This window comes from Bythopirellula superficialaquae, assembly GCF_059632245.1.
Genome location: NZ_CP197426.1, coordinates 4,076,919 through 4,095,183, shown reverse-complemented (window position 1 = coordinate 4,095,183; position 18,265 = coordinate 4,076,919). Strand labels below are relative to the sequence as shown.

The window sequence follows — 18,265 nt, the reverse complement described above, 5'->3', positions numbered from 1 at the left end:
GATGAGTTCCTCGTTGATTAAGCTTTCACGTTGGGTCAACTTGCTTGGCTTCGTGCTGCTTGTGGGTTGCAGTGATTCCCGGCCAGCGACTTTCCCTGTCTCGGGAATGGTTTCATTTGCCGATGGTCAGCCCGTGCGATTTGGAACGGTGCAATTCTTGCCCGATAATCCGGGACCGTCCGCTCGAGGCCTGATCGATACGAATGGTCGATTCGAGTTGGGAACCTTCTCCAAGGACGATGGCGCTGTCCCCGGTGGGCATCGTGTGATCATCACCCAGCATGTATCTGCCCCCAGTGGTAAGGTTATCAAGCATTCGGAAGCCCACGAGACAGATGACGAATCAAGCTTGGTCGACATTCGCTACACGCAATATGAAGCGTCACCACTCACGGCGACCGTCGAAGAGCGTGATAATCAGGTCAAACTTCGCGTCGAACGCCCACAAAATCCGAATCGCAATAAGACTAGCCAGCCTGGCCAGCGATAAGATTGCTGTTCGTATTTGCAATTCAAGTGCAAATGGTATCTAATTGCCTCAGCGATCCTAATTGTGAGGCAATTGTGACCGAACCGAAGCAAGATACTCCCTGGGCCAAAGGCATCCTCAAACAGGCGGGCCTCCGCAGCACGGCAGCCCGCGTGGGCGTCCTGCGACATCTGGCTCTCCTTGCCAAACCGGTGAGTCACGGCGAGGTTACCGATGCACTGAGTGAATTCGGCTTCGACCAGTCGACGATCTATCGTGTGTTGCAGGAATTGGCAGAAGCGGGGCTGCTCACCAAACTCGATCTCGGGGATCAGGTCCGCCGTTTCGAGTTTCGTTCTTCAACCAATCGGCACGAGCTCGAGCATCCTCATTTCATGTGCGTCGACTGCGGCAAGGTCACCTGCCTCGAAGAATTCTCATTCCAATTGACCCCCAGCCGGGGTCCACGCCGCGAAAAACTTGGTGAGATCACCGAAGTTCTCTTGCGCGGCCATTGTCGGGATTGCACTCCAGCCTGATCGGCTTCGGCTTTTCTGATGTAGATGACTCTTCGCGCGAAATTCACAGAAATCGTATTTGCAATTCAATTGCATGTGTGTATATTGTGCAAATTGATTGCAAATACGTTTGTATTGCAAATTGTCTTCGTTGGTCAGCGCTGCGACGAAGGCCTTGCATCGTGTTTGCGAACAACCTCATTGATTTATTCGCTTAAGGAAATTGACTGATGAAATGCTTGAAAAGTAAGACGTTGTTTACACTGGCCATGGCCGCTGGCTGGCTGTCGGCCTGGGCTTCAGCAGCTTCTGCCCAATTGGCCGAATATTACATCGGCATCGATAATCGATCGGCACCATTCACGGCCCCAGCGGGCGATGGCGGCGGAGCCTATCCCGACAATCCGAATTTCAACCGCTTGACGCTCTTGCTGAACCACGGAGATCACTACCATGGCATCGGCGCTTACACTTACACGGGCCCCGCAGCTACTCCCGTGCTCAACGACACGAGTTCCAATAACCGCCTCCCCGAAACGTATTCTGGCCAAGCACCTTTGCCGTTGCTGCCAGGGTCAGGTTTGTATGCTGGTAAGAAAACTTCGCAGGAAGTCTTAGGTCTTACCTACTCCGACCTGGAGATGCGCAACACACAGTCGCTGGCCGGAGTGGATGACATACTGTTCAACAGCAGTGCAAACCGCTGGAACGCGGCATTTGACGCGGCCCATATCCACATCGAGTTGTTGAGTGTGAGCTCCCCCGATCTCAAGGTGGGCTCGGCCACGAATCCCAATGCTTTCGCTTTTGGTGACGCGCATTTGGGCGACGGCGACGAGATGTTCTCCTTCACGCCAGTGCTCTGGGTCGACGCCACCGCCCCCGCGGGAAGCTATTGGGCTGAGTTCCAGCTCACCGATTTGTCAGGCAACTTTGGTAATTCGGGTCGCTTCTTTATCGATGTCCAAAATGTGCCCGAGCCAACGAGCCTGGCTCTGGGGGGATTGGCTTTACTGGGATTGTTGATCAAGCGCAGCTAGTAACTTTTGGGTCCGCGCCGGAATTCTTTCCGGCGCGGATTCTTTTACTTGGGGATCATTCTATGGATAAACGTTTACCCGTAACCGTACTTTCCGGCTTTTTAGGCGCTGGCAAGACAACCGTGTTGAATCACGTTTTGGCAAATCGCGAGAATTTGAAGGTGGCGGTCATCGTGAACGATATGAGCGAAATCAATATCGATGCGGCATTGGTCACCGGTGGAGAAGCTTCGCTCAGTCGCACCGAAGAGCGCCTCGTGGAAATGACCAACGGATGTATCTGCTGCACGCTTCGTGAAGATTTGCTCAAAGAGGTGGCAGAGTTGGCCAGGGATGGCCGGTTTGATTATCTGCTGATTGAATCCACGGGCATCAGCGAGCCGCTGCCCGTGGCCGAGACGTTTACCTTCGCCGATGAGGAGGGACGAAGTCTCGCCGACGTGGCTCGACTCGACACGATGGTGACCGTCGTGGATGCCAAAAATTTTCTTAACGACTTTGGCTCGGCTGATGATTTGGTGGATCGTGCGATGGGCTTGGGTGAAGAAGACACTCGCAATGTCGTTGACCTGCTCGTCGACCAGGTGGAGTTCGCCGACGTGATCCTGCTTAACAAGTGCGACTTGGTCAACGACGAAGAACTGCTCACAATCCTCGGCATCTTGCGTAATCTAAATCCCAAAGCCCGCATCATCGAAATTCAGCGCGGCCATGTGGAACCAAAAGCGATTTTGGGAACTCGGCTCTTTGACTTCGATCAGGCAGCCGCGAATCCCGATTGGCTGGCGGTTCCCCGGGGCAGCGAACAACCCGAAACCGATGAATATGGGATTGGTAGTTTTGTGTATCGAGCTCGCCGACCGTTTCATACCCAACGACTTTGGGACACTTTGGGCAGAGAAGATGGACTACTTCAAGGGGTTATTCGCTCGAAGGGATTTATCTGGCTCGCGTCTCGTCATGACTGCGTTTACATCTGGTCGCAAGCGGGCGTTTCGATCCAACTGAGCCCCGGTGGCAATTGGTGGGATGCTACACCGCCTGAATACTGGCCGGAAGATCAGGAGTCGTTGGCTCACATCCAAAAAGATTTCGAGGGGGCGTACGGAGATCGGCGGCAAGAGATCGTGTTTATTGGGATGGATTTAGAGCGTGGCCGTATTGAAGAGCAACTTAATTCTTGTTTGCTTACGGATGCGGAATGGGCCCAAGGCGTGGACAGTTGGCAACATATCAGCGACCCTCTTCCCGCGCTTAGCGGTGAAGAAGTTGAACAATCTGTTCAGGCAGTGCAAGAATGATGAAGTTCGGAAGTGCGAGATCCTCCGACGGCGTTTTCGAGCACAGATTACCGCAAGCGGTGTGCATCAATCAGCAATTCTGGTGTTGGGGGCAAGATGTTATGTATCCCGAGGGAAATCTCCTCGTGCGATATGGGTTTTCCCGTGAGGAGCGCCCCAAGGGTAGAACCTGCTCAAGCCTCTACGCACTTCGCCTGTGCTCGACAGCAAGAATTGTTTTGCGCGGCTTTGGAGTATTTATGGGCGATGATCGACTGGGCGGGATTTTCGTGAAGCGGGATGACAGTCGGCCTAGGCTCACGCCTCATGCGGATCTAGTAAGCTTCCCCTGGGAGATCAAGGACTTGCCCCCGTTGCGAGAGGCCACAACCCTCAAAGAACTTGTTGTTTGCACGGAGCTTGTCAATGAACTGTGCCAATGGATATGCGCGTACGAGCAGTGGGTCCTTGCAACGGTTGGCCTCGGCTATCGGCTTGCAGTCGTTGAGAAATGGCGCGCTACTGCCAAAAGCCGATGGTTATCTTACGAGACGATGCTAAGTGCTTGGCATATACCAAACGAAAGTTCAAAGACGACCGCTGTGGCCTAGTTGGCTAATATCTAAGCTGCGCTGTTATGGATGCTGTTCTCGTAAGGTCGAATTAAGCATGCACTGTCACCGGCCCGTGATCGTCGCAATGATCGCCATGTGGATGGTGGAGGTGGCCATCGACCAGATAGTCAACGTGATCGCCGTGCGGAACCTGAGGATGACCGCAGTCAGGACCATGAACATGCCCCTGTTCGTGGCCAGCACAGTGATGGCCAGGGGTGCAACTTTCAGGATTCGTCGTGGTGACCTCGAGGACGCACTCATCGACATGGCTTCCGTGAGCATGATGCAAATGCCCATCGTGAAGATAATCGACGTGCCCATCGTGTTCGATGGCAAGATGTCCGCAATCGGGACCGTGCTGATGCTCGTGTCCTTCCACCTTCACGCAACTGCTCATGGCGACAACTCCTGTTTGGATCAGCCTAATCGAAAAACGATGTCTGTCGGATTGTAAACTATCCTAAGGATAGTTCAAAATCTGTGACGATTTTCTCGCAAATCGTTGCAATAATCGTCATGACCATAACGATTGTGATTTCCATTACTCATGCTTAGTTGATGTTTATGTCATTACCAGTCCTGCTCTTGATTTATTGCTCGGTCATCGTGTTGGCCTCGCTCGCTGGCGGTTGGTTGCCAACGCTGATGAAGCTCACGCACACGCGTATGCAGCTCATGATGAGCGCTGTTTCGGGACTGATGCTCGGTATCGCTTTACTGCACATGTTGCCTCAGGCGGCAGAGCACTTGGGATCGATGACAAGTGTCTCCGCGGCATTGCTTGCCGGATTGTTGGTCATGTTTTTTCTGCTGCGGGTCTTTCACGTTCATTCCCATGGAACGCTCGATGAGTCCGAGGGAGATCACGTCCACACCCACGGGCACGACTGCGATCACGACCATTCCCCTGACGCAAGTCTCAATTGGGTCGGCCTCTTTTTCGGTTTGGCGATTCATACGCTCCTCGACGGCGTGGCCCTAGCAGCCAGCGTCGTGGCCGATGCCGATCATATGTCGCATCAATTTGCGCTGTACGGCCTTGGCACATTTCTGGCCGTGGCTCTACACAAACCACTCGACGCGCTTGCCATCACTTCGCTGATGAGCACGAGCGGTTGGTCGGCTCGCAGCCAAACCGCAGTCAATCTTGGTTATGCATTGATGTGTCCGCTGGGCTCACTGTTGTTTTGGCTCGGAGTGTCACAACTCGCCGGGCAGCAGGCAGTCGTTGGATATGCTTTGGCGTTTTCCGCAGGATTCTTTTTGTGCATCGCGCTCGGTGACTTGCTGCCGGAGGTGCAGTTCCATTCTCACGACCGTCTCAAGCTTTCCGCCGCTTTATTGCTCGGGGTGGCAACGGCTTTCGCCATTGAAATGACACATTCGCATGAGGATCATGGCTCGGCCCATGGGCATCACCATGAGCACGATGAGCAGCCGATTTCTCTCGCGGTGGCGATCAGCGAAATAAAGTTACATGGGACAAAAGTGGCTGAGGCATTTACTTCAAACGATCCAGAAGCGGCCCATCAATCCCTGCATGAATTGGGGCACTTGCTCGAATCACTGCCAGCATTCGCCGACAAGGCCGCCATGTCCGCAGAAGACCGGGAGCAGGTTAAGAATGCAGGCAAAGAGCTGTTCGACGCCTACAGCCAGCTCGATGAAACTATGCATGGCAAGAAAGTGAGTGTCGAGAAGTCAGCCGAAGCCTACGCAGAGGTCGAAAAAGACGTCGCTGCTGCTTTGCAAGTACTCGATACGATGCTCCCCGCGAAGAAGTGAAAGCCTAAAAGAGGTGGTTTTTGCTTGATCTTTTCCAAGAGACGATCTAGCTACCATCAAGAACTGAGCTTGTCATCAAGGTGGCGTTCTGGCTAGAAATTAGGCTCTGTTTCTCATCGGAGGTCTACCATGCGCGCCAGTCGTCGTTACGATTTTCAGATCTTGTTCATCTTAATAGTGATTGTGTCGGGCCGGGCTTGGGCCAACGAAGCCGTTGAGTCGGCTCCGGTGGAACGCGTCGCGGCGATTGCGACCGACGGGCCCGCTTCCTCCGCGCCCCCGGTGACCGAAGACGTGGCCCGTGAAGTCTTGCGACTTCAGGAAGAAATGGGGGGCTCTGTGGCCGCGGGTTTTGGCAACCAGTGGACTCCGCCGCCCACCGGTCCACCGCCGATGCCCTATCAACCAGCGACCCGCTCACCCGTGTCGGCGCTCCGCGATGTGTCGTGGCAATTGGAACAATCGGCCCATCTGTTGGAATCGCTCGATCTCTATTCCCAAGCCGACGCCTTGCGGGAAACAGCGGCAAGGCTCCGCCATGATGCACGGAAATTGAAAGCCGATACCACATCGGTACAGCCAGAATAGGCTTAAATCAGCCATTCGGTGGTTTGCCGCGCGGTCATTAACATGTTCATGACCTGCCGCTTTGCGTGAGCGTTTCGCGCGTTTGCGAATACCGCACTTAATTGACATTCGCCCCTACCGCCTGTAGCCTAGTAGTTATGCGGTGAGATGGGGGATTCGCGCGTAACTCGCGAGTGTGTGAGGACTTCTGTCCAGCATTGCCTCCGAAACTTTTGCATGCTTTCGGTGGTCCCGCCCCGCGTTTCTCTTCCCAGTTGCGTTGAGATATAACACCGAGTGGATGAGAAGCCGCGCCTGCCGTGGTCCCGATCTCACTGCCGGAACCTGAAGAGCCCCCGACCAGAGATTGCTGTGCGATGTCGAAACTCGGTGAATACCTTATCAAGAAGCGCGTCATTGGCCCCGAGCAATTGCAGGAAGCCGAGACTGTGTCTTCCTCGCGGAAGCTGAAGCTGCAAGACGCGATCGTGCAATTGGGCTATGGTACGCCCGAGCAAGTCTGGCGTGCGCTCGCCGAAATGCACAAGTATGAGTACTACGATCTCAACTCCGTGCCGATTCCGCCGGCGGTGGTCGAACTTGTGCCCGAATCGGTCGCGCGCGAAAACGCCGTGATTCCGTTTTCGGAAGAAGATGGCAAGCTGAAGGTCGTGGTGAGCGATCCTGAGGCGTTCGAAACGTTCGATAAGTTGCAGTTCATTCTGAACCGCAAAGTCGAGATCGGTATATCGACCCGCGAAAGTATTCTCGAAGCGATCAACAGAAACTACGGTCAGGTCGACGGCGAATCGGCCGACTCGATGCTGCAAGAATTCACCGACACGGCCATCGACTTCACCGAAACTGAAGGGGATGACGCAAGCGGTGGTGACGACGACGTCGTCGACGAAACCAGCGCTCCCATCGTGCGGCTCGTGCAGTTGATGATTACCGAAGCCGTGCAATTGCGGGCTTCGGATATTCACGTCGAGCCGTTTGAAGAGCGCGTGCGAATTCGTTACCGCATCGACGGCGTGTTGGTCGAACGCGATAGCCCCCCCCGACGTTTGTTGGGTGCGTTGCTCTCACGCATCAAGATTTTGGCCAAAATGGACATCGCCGAGCGGCGCCGCACCCAGGACGGTCGTATCAAAATCACCGCCGGCGGCAAGGAACTCGACTTGCGCGTCAGCATGCTCCCCACCACGCACGGCCAGTCCTGCGTTATGCGGCTGCTGGACAAAGACAACATCAAGGTCGGCGTGCGGCAATTGGGTTTGTCCGAGGCCGACTTCCGCAAGTTCCGCAATTTAATTCGCCGCCCGAACGGTATTTTCCTGGTGACGGGCCCCACGGGTTCGGGCAAGACGACAACGCTCTATGCGGCGCTCAATGAACTGAATCGCCCTGACCGCAAAATCATTACCGCCGAAGACCCGGTCGAATATTACTTGCCCGGCATCAATCAGGTCGAAGTCCGGCATTCCATTGGGCTCGACTTCGCGTTGATTATTCGTGCCATGTTGCGGCAAGCTCCCAATGTGATTCTCGTCGGCGAAATGCGCGACAACGAAACCGCGTCGATGGGTATTCAAGCTTCGCTCACGGGTCACTTGGTGTTCAGCACGTTGCACACGAACGATGCCCCTGGCGCGATCACGCGCATGGTCGACATGGGCGTGCCAGCCTACTTGGTGGCGGGCAGCATCATCGGCATCTTAGCTCAGCGCTTGGTACGCGTGGTCTGCACGAAGTGCAAACATCCTTACCAACCGACACCTGCCCAGCTTGAGGCGGCGGGGATCACTCCGGAACAAGCAGCGGGGGCAACCTTTATGAAGGGGCAGGGCTGTTCGCATTGCGGCAAGAATGGTTACCGCGGCCGACTTGGCATTTTTGAATTGATGATGATGAACTCGAAAGTGCGCGAACTGGCGTTCCAAGGGGCCTCGACCGCTGATATTCGCAAGGCCGCGATTAGTTCAGGCATGACTACGCTTTATGATGACGGCATCCGCAAAGCTTTAATGGGGGTCACCACGCTTGAAGAAGTCTTCCGCGTGGCCAAAAAGGTCGAACAATAGGCCGGAATTGGATTTCAAACCACAGAAGAATTCGAGCCAGTTAAGATAGAAGTTAGCGCCGCGGACTAGAAACCTCGCGGCAACGGAATAGAGAATTTATGGGCACAATTCTAATCGACAAATTGCTCTCCGCTCAGGTCAAGCAGGGAGCAAGCGACTTGCACATCACGGTGGGACAACCTCCCGTGCTGCGTCTGCATGGCCACATGCAAAAACTTAAGACCAAGGTGCTCGAGCCGGCCGACACGATGGGTCTGATGAAAAGCATCACGCCTGACCGTTGTCAGCAGGAATTTCAAGAAACGGGCAGTACCGACTTTGGTTTCGCTTTCGGCGATCAAGCCCGTTTCCGTGTGTCGGTGTTCCGCCAACGCGGTAACGTCGCGATGGTGTTGCGGCAGATTCCGGTCCACTTGATGAGCATGGATCAGCTCAAGCTGCCCACGATTTTCAAAGACCTGATCATGCGGCCCCGCGGTTTGATCCTCGTGACCGGGCCGACCGGTTCGGGCAAAAGTACGTCGCTCGCCGCGATGATTGACTACCTCAACACGACGGTCGACCATCATATTATCACGATCGAAGACCCGATCGAGTTTTATCACAACCACCGCAAGAGCACGATCAACCAACGCGAAGTGGGCGTCGATGTCACATCATTCGCCGAGGCGATTCGCCGTGCGTTGCGTCAGGACCCCGACGTGATTCTCGTGGGCGAAATGCGTGACTTGGAAACCATCGAAGCGGCGATCACCGCCGCGGAAACTGGGCATGTCGTGTTTGGCACGCTCCACACGAGTAGTGCCGCCGGTACGATCAACCGTATTATCGACGTGTTCCCCACGAACCAGCAGGATCAGATCCGCACGCAGCTGGCGACTTCGATCATTGGCATTCTCGCCCAGCAGCTGATTCCCAAGATCGGCGGCGGCCGCTTGGCGGCTTTTGAAACGCTCGTGGTGACGCCGGGTATCGCAAACCTGATTCGCGAAAACAAGATTTTCCGCATCACGTCGTCGATTCAAACCGGCTCGAAGCACGGCATGCAGTTGCTCGACGATCACCTGTTCGAACATTGGAAGAGCGAAATGGCGACCAAGGAAGACGTGCTTGCGAAGGCGAATTCGCCCGAAGAATTAGCCCGCCGCATCGCAGGTGCCGAACGCGGCGTGTTCGACGAACCCACAACGCCGGAAGAATAAATTCCAGCGACTCGTTGAGTCGCGGCTAAAAAGTCCCTAGCCCCCGAACCCTAGCCCACTGACCCCTTCTTATGGCCCTACGTCGCATTGGACAAATCCTGGTCGACCTCGGTTACATTTCCGACGAGCAGTTGGAACTGTTGATCGAGGAACAAGAACAACGCCCTGGCCAGCTCTTGGGTCAGGTGGCCATGGATTTGGGCCTCATCAACGACGATCAACTTGCCCAGGCTTTGGGCGAGCAAATGTCGCTGCGAACCGTGGCTTTGGGCGATCTGACGATCACGCCGGAAACGCTTTCCAAAGTCACCGAGCCAATGGCGCAGATGTATCGCATTGTGCCCACGGAATTCGATGGCGACACGCTCACGGTCGCGATGTGCGATCCACAAAACTTGAGTGTCCAAGACGAGCTCCGCACGTTCTTGGGTTACAACATCCGCGTGGTGGTGGCCACCGAACCGGCCATTCTCGCGGCGCTCGACCGCTACTACGGCGAGAGCAGCGAAAGCGTGGAATCGATCGTTTCCGACTTGGAAAACGACAAAGACCTCGCCGCCGCGGTGGCTGCCGCGCAAGGCAACTCGGTCGACCTGGCGAGCGTCGAAGCGATGGCCGACAGCGCCCCCGTGCGCAAGCTATTGAACATGGTGTTGCTGCTGGCGATCAAAGACCACGCGAGCGACTTACACTTCGAGCCGTTTGAAGACGAATTCCGCATCCGTATCAAAGCCGACGGCGTGCTCTACGAAATGGTGCCGCCGCCCCGTCACTTAGCCTTCGCGATTACGACCCGCATCAAAGTGATGGCGAACCTCGACATCGCCGAACGCCGCCTGCCGCAGGACGGCCGTATCGAACTGACCGTGGGTGGTCACCCCGTCGACTTGCGGGTGAGCGTGCTCCCCACGATGTTCGGCGAAAGCGTCGTTATGCGGGTACTCGACCGCTCGGTCGTGTCGCTCGATCTGAAAAATGTCGGTATGAACGACGCCCTGATGGCCCAGTTCCGGGACGTGATTTCCAAGCCCAACGGCATTGTCCTGGTAACCGGCCCCACTGGTTCGGGCAAAACGACGACGTTGTACTCGGCCCTGAACGAGCTCAACGTTATTGAAGATAAGCTGATTACCACCGAGGATCCGGTGGAATACGACATGGAAGGGATTGTCCAGGTACCGATCGATGCCTCGATTGGGAACACGTTTGCCCAGTGTTTGCGGGCCATTTTGCGGCAGGATCCCGACAAAATTCTGGTCGGCGAAATCCGCGACTACGAAACGGCCGAAATTGCCATTCAAGCCTCGCTGACCGGGCATATGGTGTTCAGCACGTTGCACACGAACGACGCCCCCAGCACGATCACCCGCCTCAAAGATATGGGGGTTCCCACGTTTTTAATCACGGCCACGGTCGAGGCCATTTTGGCCCAGCGGCTGGTGCGGCGGGTTTGCTCGAAATGCCGGGAAGAGTACGTCCCCAGCAAGGAAATTTTGGACGATCTGGAACTTAAACCCGAGCAATTAAAGGGAAAGAAGTTTTATCGTGGCTCCGGCTGCGAAAATTGTAACAATACTGGATATAAGGGCCGTGTCGGTTTGTTCGAACTGATGATCATGAACAACGAGCTGCGGGAGTTGATCATGGAGAACTGCTCGACCGACGAGCTCCGCAACGCCGCCCAGAAGCGGGGTATGCTCACTTTGAGAGACGCGGGAATGAAAGTTGCTTTCGAGGGCATCACAACCCCCGAAGAGGTCGTACGCGAGACAATTATCGAAGGTTAACCGTATAATTGAGCTTCAGGTGTTTGATTTTGCGACAGCTCTCGTCCCCCGCTGCTTTGCCAGCACCAGGACGGGCCCAGTCGTCGAAGGTTCAGTAAAAGATTTTCGGAACAGCTTTTCAAGCGGCCACAGCCATGCCCACTTTTCAATTCGAAGCGATGGATTCGACCGGTGCCGAGATCAAGGACGTGATCGATGCTCCGACCGAAGAAGATGCCCAAGCGACGATTCGCCAGATGGGATACTTCGTCACGAAGATCTCCGTCAAAAAAGCGCGGAAGAAAACCGAAGGCGGCGGCGTCAAAAAGAAACGTGGTTTCACCTTCGGTGGCGTGAAGTCGAAAGACCTCACCGCGTTCACGCGGCAGTTGTCCATTCTGCAAGACGCGGGCCTGCCGATTTTGCGGTCGCTGCGCATCTTGGGCGAACAAGCCAAGCCGGGCCGCTTGAAGTATTCGCTCGAAGATACGTGCGAAGCGATCGAAGCGGGCGACACGCTCTCCGAAGCGATGGCCAAATCGCCCAAGGCATTCGACCGCTTGTATGTGAACATGATCAAGGCCGGTGAAGCGGGCGGTGCGCTCGAAGTCATTCTGCAACGCTTGGCCGACTTCAAGGAACGAGCCGAATCATTAAAGCGCAAAGTGAAGTCCGCGATGATCTACCCGGTCGTCGTGGTGACGGTGGCGGTCGGTATTTTGACCTTCATCATGATCAAGATCGTACCGAGTTTCCAAGCGATTTTCGACGACTTTGAACTCGATCTGCCGGCGATGACAGTCTACCTGATCGCCTTCTCGCAATGGTGCGTGAACTATTGGTATTTGATACCCGGTGTGCCGATCGCGATTTGGCTGACGATCAAATTGATCCGCAAATTCAAAGCGGGCCGCATGGGTTGGGATCAGTTCGCGATCAAAGTGCCGATCTTCGGCAACCTGATCGAAAAGAACATCATGGCCCGTACATCGCGAACCTTGGGAACGCTGATTTCCTCGGGCGTGCCGATTTTGGAAGCTTTGAACATCACGCGCGAAACTGCCGGCAACGCGGTCTTTGAAAGACTCTACTCCCGCGTGAGCGAACGCATCCGCGAGGGCGATGCGATTGCCCAGCCCTTGAAGGAATACTCAAAGCTGAGCTTCCATCCCGTGGCCGCGTTCTTCTGGTTCTGCTTCATCGGCGGGCCGGTCGGAATTCTTATCTACATGATGAAATATCGCCAGCGCGTCGTCGACGACATTGTGGTGAACATGGTCGACGTCGGCGAAGAAACCGGCGAACTCGACACGATGCTCTACAAAGTGGCCGACACGTACGACGAAGAAGTCGCGGTGCTCACCGACGGCCTCACCAAGCTGATGGAGCCGTTGTTGATTCTGTTCCTCGGTGGTGCGGTCGGTTTTATCGTGATCGCGCTCTTCATCCCGCTGGTGGAACTGATCAACGGTTTGACGGGCTAAGTGAGCTACGAGTAATGAGCCGCGAGTTGCGAGTTTTTAGACTCGCAACTCGATACTCACCGCTCGCAACTGTTCTATTTCGCTACAATCACCTGTGGCGCCGGAGCGACTTGGCCGGGGTCTCATGGTGAGAAAAATCACCACTCCGGGGGGGTGGATCGCCGTTTTGGTCGCATTCTGAGACGAAAAGCGGCTATGATGGCTCAAAATCGCCGCGAATCGACGATTCGCCGGGAAATTCCCGAGTGCGCACATGATTTGCAACATATTCGCTAGCTAACTGTAGGAGACACACGATGGAACGTATCGAGATTCGAGTCACGAGACTTCGAGCACAGAAAGATCGATTCATGACAACTCGCAACTCGCAACTCGCAACTCGCGGCTTCACGCTCACCGAACTCTTGGTCGTGATCACGATCATCGCGATCCTGGCCAGCCTGATCACCGCCGGGGCGATGAACGCCATGCGGCGGGGCCGCGAAGCTTCGATCACGCTCGAAATCGGTCAACTGAACGACGCCATGGAACGTTTCAAGACCGAAAAGGGGGGAGCTTATCCTCCGAATATCTATCCGAACGACATTGCCAGTTTTGGAATGACTAACAATGAAAAGCTTCTCAATACGCAAAACGTTGTGCGATTTTTAAGAAAGGCATCCCCGCGAAGTACGGAATTGGATGCTGATGTAAGTCCGCCGTTGGCACGCAATAGTTCGCCAAACAATGGCGTTGATAATGTCTTTCCGCTAACCACCGCAGGCATACGACCTTCCGAAGCCCTGGTTTTATGGCTATCGGGCTTCAGTAACGATCAAACACGTCCTTTAAGCGGCACCGATCTAGAAGTGACCTCGATCCATGATGAGGAATCCGACACAGATATCAATGACGTAATTACGATTGACGCTTTTGACAGCCCATTTTTCGAATTCGACAAAGCAAGGCTTAAGATCTCTCGTAATGACGATGGAACTCCACGCTCCCTGCTGGTTTATAATCAGGGCGGAACAGATTCCGCACAATTGCTGCTCTACGAGTATTTCCCCAAGGGAAGTGAAAAGCCCTACGTCTATTTCAACACGGTCGATTCGCCAGAAATGGTCGTACGGAGCTGGGAAACAGACGAGTTTTACTACCAAGATCCGCAGGACAATATGCAGGTGATGGTGCCGCTCAAGCAGCTCAAAAAAGATGCTCCAACGACTGGCACACCTTCGGTTGCGAATCTGGAATATGTGAATCAAGGAAAGTTCCAGATTTTCCATCCGGGTGTTGACGATGCCTGGGGGAATTTTGCCCCTACGGATGGAAACGCCAGTGCGGCGCTTGACGTGGAGGACGGTACCTTCATTCCAAAGTTGCTTTACCCGGTCGGCCCCTTCGCCGGAGACTTGGCCGACACGCTGACCAACTTCACGACCGGTACGCTGGAGAGTGAACAAGAATGATCGCGAAAGGCGGAAATCGGATGGCGGAAGGCGGAATTCAATTCCCTAGTTCGCGCTGCGCGCATAACTTCCCCCTTCCCCCTTCCCCCCTCCGCCTTGGTATGACCTTGATCGAGCTCTTGATCGCCGTTGCAATCATCGCCACGCTTAGCGCAATGTTCCTGGGGGCCTCGCGGGCAGCGATGGAGCAATCACGGGCCTCGCGCACCAAGACGACGATCTCGAAGCTCCACACGCTGTTGATGGAACAGTGGGCGAGTTATGAGACGCGGCGGGTGACTATTATTTCCCCTCCAAATGTCAATCCAACACCTCAGCAACTTGGTGAACTGAGATTGATTGCCTTGCGAATGACGATGCAGATGGAAATGCCCGACCGCTGGAGTGATATATTAGGGAACAGTGTTGCTTTAATACCACCTAGCAGCAATCCAGTTGCTTTGACGACACGCGTGATTCCACATCCGGATACTACATTGAATGGCTTTCGCGTAAATGTTCCAACTGTCTCAAAGATGTACTTTCGACGCTACAACAACCTTGTGAATGATGAAGATAAAATTGAGTCCTATCAAAGCGCAGAATGCCTTTACATGTTAATCATGTATTTGACGGGCGATGGTGAAGCACGGACTATGTTTTCCGCACAAGACATTGGCGACGTTGATGAGGATGGGGCTCCTGAATTTCTTGATGGTTGGGGGCAACCAATTGCTTTCTTGCGCTGGCCAGTAGGTTATGTCCCTTATTCGGATTTCATGACAGGTGATTCTGTTGCAGACCACGATCCATTTGATCCTTTTCAATATGACATCGATGCATTCCGTTTAGTGCCGCTTTTATACTCCGCGGGTCCAGATGAATCTTATGCGTTGCAGACTAACGCAAAGTATTTGGTTGATCCAGTAGATCCTTACCTTGCGACTCCTGTTGGATTGATTGGTTCTCCCGTTGTGGAAGACGGTAAAATGACAAATGAATATCTCGACAACATCCACAACCACCTCCAAGAGGCAAGATAGGTAACCATTGGTGGCAAGACGTTAGTCGCTAGATTATTTGGCCGCGATGTTGCATCGCGAGAGAAAAACACTGCAGGGGCGTGCAGCAGCGAGCCGTCAGGCTGATCCTGACGAAGGAACAAGTGAAACCATGAACGCAGAAAAGTATCGAGTGACGAGTTGCGAGTTACGAGTGAACGTGGCGGGGGCTAACTCGCGCCTCGCGCCTCACGACTCGCGCCTCGCCATGACTCTCATCGAGTTGATGGTCGTGATCGTCATTCTTGTGACGCTCGTGGCCGGTGTGTTGCCCTTGGTATCGCCCAATAACGATGCCCGCAAAATTGCCGAATCCTCACGGATGTTGCAGACCTACTTCATGCAGGCCCAGGCCGAGGCGGCTCGGATTGGTCGCCCCGTGGGTGTTGGCTTTCGCGAATCGACGGCCGGTAGCGGCGTTGCCGTTGAAGCGTTTCAAATGTTGGTACCCCCTGTCTATCCTGGGTCTAGTCAGCTCTCGCGTGTGATGGTCACACCCTTGACAATTTCGCCGACGACCTACGGCGCGAAGAGTACTAACAATCCTGATGGTAATTTTGACGCACAGCAAGAACAGATTGTCCGTTTTCCCTCGTACACAGGCGCGCCTCTATATGCCGTAAGGACACAATTGGCAGTCGAGGTAGGTGGGAGTCGAATCGACTCCTTGCCCCCAAATATGTTTCAGATAGGTGATATCATTGAGGCTGAAGGCAATCGATTTGTTATCATTGATGATGGAAACCCGAGCGATGACAGAAACAAAGCGATTCAAAAGTTTCCTAATGGAGCATGGTATCTCAACCCCAAGCTGTATGCCGAACCCTACACCGACACCCTTATTTGCGTTCGCCTAGACGAAGTGTCGCAAGGGACCCGAGTGCCGCCGCTGTCTGTGCCACCCAATGGTTATACCTACGGCATTCATCGGCAGCCGATGGGGGCCGAGCGCACCAACGGGAGCCCCAGTGAGCGGGTCATCAGCTCGGGAGAACCGCCGTTACAACTCCCCGCGGGGGTATCTATCGATCTATTGGCTTCGGGCATTGAGGCGGGAGAAATGTCGGTTGTCCAGGATGCTCCGCGCCCTGTGGATGCTGACAATGTTGCACTTCCCTACATCACAGGTGTTTTATTCTCGCCCAACGGCGGCATTGATAGCTATTGGTTGAATGGCCAGCGTTACCTGGATGTATCGCGGGTGTTCTTCCTTTTGGGCCGCGTCGAAAACGGCAATCCTGCAGTTGAGCTGTTCACAAATTGGGAACGCAGCGGGGGGGGCACAACCCAGCAGCTATCGAACGACGAGTTCCGCGACCGGCAAGCAAAAGTGAATTGGCTCAATCCCGACAGTCGCTGGCTGTTGATCAACGCCAATGATGGCCGTTTGTCGGTGAGTCAAAACGCGCTCGTTAATCCAACCGTCGTGGATGACAATACCGACCACGACGACGAGATGCGGAGTACTGATCCTTTGGAGGCGATGAAAGCCCAAATCGAAGCCGCGCACGAGCTCGCCCACGGCGGGCATGGTGAGGAGCATTGATGAAATTGCTAAAGAAGGGCGGAAGGCGGAAGGCGGAAGGCGGAAATTGTTTCCACCCTTCTCGCTGCGCGCATCATTTCCCCCTTCCCCCGTCCCCCGTCCCTCGTCGCTCCGGCATCACCCTCATCGAAGTTCTCATTTCGATGTTCGTGCTGCTGTTCGGCCTGATGGGCGTGGCGGCGATTTTTCCTGTGGCGAGCCACTACATCCTCGAAGGGGACAAACGCGATCGCAGCAGCGGCCTGGCACAGTTGGCGTTTGAGGAACTTCAAGCGCGGAAAGTCTTGCGGCCCCGGTTGTGGTTATATGCGAATTCTCTGCCCGGAAATCTATATCCGCTTTTGAATCCTGCGGCGCAATTTTTTAATTCACTTCCTGACTACAACAATACGATGCCTGAAGATGTAGTGGGCCCCGGTCATGCCTTCGTGATTGATCCGCTGGGAGCGGCAAATGCTCCAGTTGCCACTTCTCCAATGTATGTCTATCCAACGCTTAACGACGACTCTAATCCGTGGGTGAGCAATAACCAACCGACTGTTAACGGTTTTGCCGGTGTCACTTGGCCAGTACGCCGCATGACGTTGCCGCACAATGGTGGGCCCCTGGATCGGCAAACCGCCGATACCATCTTCCGCCTCCGCGATGACCTGGCCGTCGAACAGCCCGATGCCGGGGATCGGCCGAGCATTCAGCGTTGGGCCAAGGCTGATCCGAATGGCACACCCAGCGATCCGACGGATGATCAACTTTTGAGCCGCGACTACACGGGCGATTACTCCTGGCTGGCGACCGTCGTCCCCACCAATAGCCACGCTCTCACGGGTTTGCAACCGGCGGCAAATATCAAAGACGAGCAATACGAAGTCACCACCGTTGTGTTTTACAAACGCGATATCGTTCCCTCGGTCAGCGCCCCCGGCAGTCCCGGCAGCGAACGTTTGGTCGCCGCGGAATTTTTGAACGAAAGCGAACTGGCGATTTACGACGCAAATACTACCGACAGCGAAACCATCGAATCGGCCCTCGATGGAATCAAGCCAACAAACTGGATCGCCGTGATGGGCGTAAACCAAATCACCGGCACGTTCATGATGAAGTGGTACAAAGTGCAAGCGATGGATGATGAAACAAGTCCTGTGCAGCTTAAAGATGGTTCAACGGTTCAAGGCCGCTACGTGATGGTCCAGGGTGCCGATTGGCCCAAGAGCTCCTACAACAACCTCCAAGTCGCGATCCTCCCCGGGGCGATCGACGCCTACACCCGCGTGATGCAGGTGGATGTGGAGTGAGTTTTCAAGTTGCGAGTTTCGAGTTACGAGAAAAGCGACAGCGGGTCGTGACAATGAGCGACCTGTGTTTGAAGAGGCAATGATGAAAGCAAAGAAAAGGTATTCGCGAGTTCCGAGTAACGAG

Annotated in this window: 15 protein-coding genes; 14 read left to right on the top strand and 1 reads right to left on the bottom strand. The window is 54.6% G+C overall.

The window, feature by feature from the left end:
- Window position 1 precedes the first annotated feature (1 nt).
- From SH678x_RS16870 to zigA, 4 genes are all read left to right on the top strand, one after another.
- The gene (locus SH678x_RS16870; protein ID WP_496919625.1) at window positions 2-490 is read left to right on the top strand and encodes a hypothetical protein; all 489 of its coding nucleotides are present in this window, start codon (window positions 2-4) and stop codon (window positions 488-490) included.
- Between the two features lie 74 nt (window positions 491-564).
- The gene (locus tag SH678x_RS16865; RefSeq protein WP_496919624.1) at window positions 565-1,008 is read left to right on the top strand and encodes a Fur family transcriptional regulator; all 444 of its coding nucleotides are present in this window, start codon (window positions 565-567) and stop codon (window positions 1,006-1,008) included.
- A 209-nt stretch (window positions 1,009-1,217) separates the two neighbouring features.
- Complete coding sequence (locus SH678x_RS16860; RefSeq protein ID WP_496919623.1) at window positions 1,218-2,027, top strand: all3515 family Zur-repressed PEP-CTERM protein; 810 nt, start codon at window positions 1,218-1,220, stop codon at window positions 2,025-2,027.
- A 62-nt stretch (window positions 2,028-2,089) separates the two neighbouring features.
- Window positions 2,090-3,328: a zinc metallochaperone GTPase ZigA gene (gene zigA / locus SH678x_RS16855; RefSeq protein ID WP_496919622.1), complete on the top strand. Its 1,239-nt coding sequence runs from the start codon at window positions 2,090-2,092 to the stop codon at window positions 3,326-3,328.
- A gap of 642 nt (window positions 3,329-3,970) precedes the next feature.
- Here the strand turns inward: zigA and SH678x_RS16850 are convergent.
- Window positions 3,971-4,321 carry a hypothetical protein gene (locus tag SH678x_RS16850; protein WP_496919621.1) on the bottom strand — a complete coding sequence of 117 codons (351 nt, stop codon included), beginning with the start codon at window positions 4,319-4,321 and terminating at the stop codon, window positions 3,971-3,973.
- 167 nt (window positions 4,322-4,488) lie between these two features.
- On the opposite strand from SH678x_RS16850, the gene SH678x_RS16845 reads away from it, so the two are divergent.
- The 10 genes from SH678x_RS16845 to SH678x_RS16800 all read left to right on the top strand — a co-directional run bounded on the left by SH678x_RS16845 (window position 4,489) and on the right by SH678x_RS16800 (window position 18,141).
- The gene (locus SH678x_RS16845) at window positions 4,489-5,709 is read left to right on the top strand and encodes a ZIP family metal transporter (RefSeq protein ID WP_496919620.1); all 1,221 of its coding nucleotides are present in this window, start codon (window positions 4,489-4,491) and stop codon (window positions 5,707-5,709) included.
- Between the two features lie 129 nt (window positions 5,710-5,838).
- Complete coding sequence (locus SH678x_RS16840; protein ID WP_496919619.1) at window positions 5,839-6,297, top strand: hypothetical protein; 459 nt, start codon at window positions 5,839-5,841, stop codon at window positions 6,295-6,297.
- A gap of 356 nt (window positions 6,298-6,653) precedes the next feature.
- Window positions 6,654-8,360 carry a GspE/PulE family protein gene (locus tag SH678x_RS16835; RefSeq protein ID WP_496919618.1) on the top strand — a complete coding sequence of 569 codons (1,707 nt, stop codon included), beginning with the start codon at window positions 6,654-6,656 and terminating at the stop codon, window positions 8,358-8,360.
- Between the two features lie 98 nt (window positions 8,361-8,458).
- Window positions 8,459-9,562, top strand: coding sequence for a type IV pilus twitching motility protein PilT (locus SH678x_RS16830; protein WP_496919617.1), 1,104 nt, complete (start codon window positions 8,459-8,461; stop codon window positions 9,560-9,562).
- Between the two features lie 71 nt (window positions 9,563-9,633).
- Window positions 9,634-11,349 carry a GspE/PulE family protein gene (locus tag SH678x_RS16825; protein ID WP_496919616.1) on the top strand — a complete coding sequence of 572 codons (1,716 nt, stop codon included), beginning with the start codon at window positions 9,634-9,636 and terminating at the stop codon, window positions 11,347-11,349.
- A 134-nt stretch (window positions 11,350-11,483) separates the two neighbouring features.
- Window positions 11,484-12,812, top strand: a complete 1,329-nt coding sequence (locus SH678x_RS16820; protein WP_496919615.1) for a type II secretion system F family protein — start codon at window positions 11,484-11,486, stop codon at window positions 12,810-12,812.
- 296 nt (window positions 12,813-13,108) lie between these two features.
- Complete coding sequence (locus SH678x_RS16815; RefSeq protein ID WP_496919614.1) at window positions 13,109-14,263, top strand: type II secretion system protein; 1,155 nt, start codon at window positions 13,109-13,111, stop codon at window positions 14,261-14,263.
- Window positions 14,260-15,285: a type II secretion system protein gene (locus SH678x_RS16810; RefSeq protein ID WP_496919613.1), complete on the top strand. Its 1,026-nt coding sequence runs from the start codon at window positions 14,260-14,262 to the stop codon at window positions 15,283-15,285. Before SH678x_RS16815 ends, SH678x_RS16810 begins: the two co-directional genes overlap by 4 nt.
- 130 nt (window positions 15,286-15,415) lie before the next feature.
- The gene (locus SH678x_RS16805) at window positions 15,416-16,849 is read left to right on the top strand and encodes a hypothetical protein (RefSeq protein ID WP_496919612.1); all 1,434 of its coding nucleotides are present in this window, start codon (window positions 15,416-15,418) and stop codon (window positions 16,847-16,849) included.
- Complete coding sequence (locus SH678x_RS16800; protein WP_496919611.1) at window positions 16,849-18,141, top strand: type IV pilus modification PilV family protein; 1,293 nt, start codon at window positions 16,849-16,851, stop codon at window positions 18,139-18,141. The genes SH678x_RS16805 and SH678x_RS16800 overlap by 1 nt, the downstream gene beginning before the upstream one ends.
- The last annotated feature ends 124 nt before the right edge of the window (window positions 18,142-18,265 follow it).

Excerpts from the sequence above, each read along its gene's own strand:
- SH678x_RS16870 (WP_496919625.1), top strand. The coding sequence starts at position 2 with ATGAGTTCCTCGTTGATTAAGCTTTCACGTTGGGTCAACTTGCTTGGC.
- SH678x_RS16825 (WP_496919616.1), top strand. The coding sequence starts at position 9,634 with ATGGCCCTACGTCGCATTGGACAAATCCTGGTCGACCTCGGTTACATT.
- SH678x_RS16835 (WP_496919618.1), top strand. The coding sequence starts at position 6,654 with ATGTCGAAACTCGGTGAATACCTTATCAAGAAGCGCGTCATTGGCCCC.
- SH678x_RS16800 (WP_496919611.1), top strand. The coding sequence starts at position 16,849 with ATGAAATTGCTAAAGAAGGGCGGAAGGCGGAAGGCGGAAGGCGGAAAT.
- SH678x_RS16845 (WP_496919620.1), top strand. The coding sequence starts at position 4,489 with ATGTCATTACCAGTCCTGCTCTTGATTTATTGCTCGGTCATCGTGTTG.
- SH678x_RS16820 (WP_496919615.1), top strand. The coding sequence starts at position 11,484 with ATGCCCACTTTTCAATTCGAAGCGATGGATTCGACCGGTGCCGAGATC.
- SH678x_RS16830 (WP_496919617.1), top strand. The coding sequence starts at position 8,459 with ATGGGCACAATTCTAATCGACAAATTGCTCTCCGCTCAGGTCAAGCAG.
- SH678x_RS16805 (WP_496919612.1), top strand. The coding sequence starts at position 15,416 with ATGAACGCAGAAAAGTATCGAGTGACGAGTTGCGAGTTACGAGTGAAC.
- SH678x_RS16810 (WP_496919613.1), top strand. The coding sequence starts at position 14,260 with ATGATCGCGAAAGGCGGAAATCGGATGGCGGAAGGCGGAATTCAATTC.
- SH678x_RS16840 (WP_496919619.1), top strand. The coding sequence starts at position 5,839 with ATGCGCGCCAGTCGTCGTTACGATTTTCAGATCTTGTTCATCTTAATA.
- SH678x_RS16860 (WP_496919623.1), top strand. The coding sequence starts at position 1,218 with ATGAAATGCTTGAAAAGTAAGACGTTGTTTACACTGGCCATGGCCGCT.
- zigA (WP_496919622.1), top strand. The coding sequence starts at position 2,090 with ATGGATAAACGTTTACCCGTAACCGTACTTTCCGGCTTTTTAGGCGCT.
- SH678x_RS16850 (WP_496919621.1), bottom strand. The coding sequence starts at position 4,321 with ATGAGCAGTTGCGTGAAGGTGGAAGGACACGAGCATCAGCACGGTCCC.
- SH678x_RS16815 (WP_496919614.1), top strand. The coding sequence starts at position 13,109 with ATGGAACGTATCGAGATTCGAGTCACGAGACTTCGAGCACAGAAAGAT.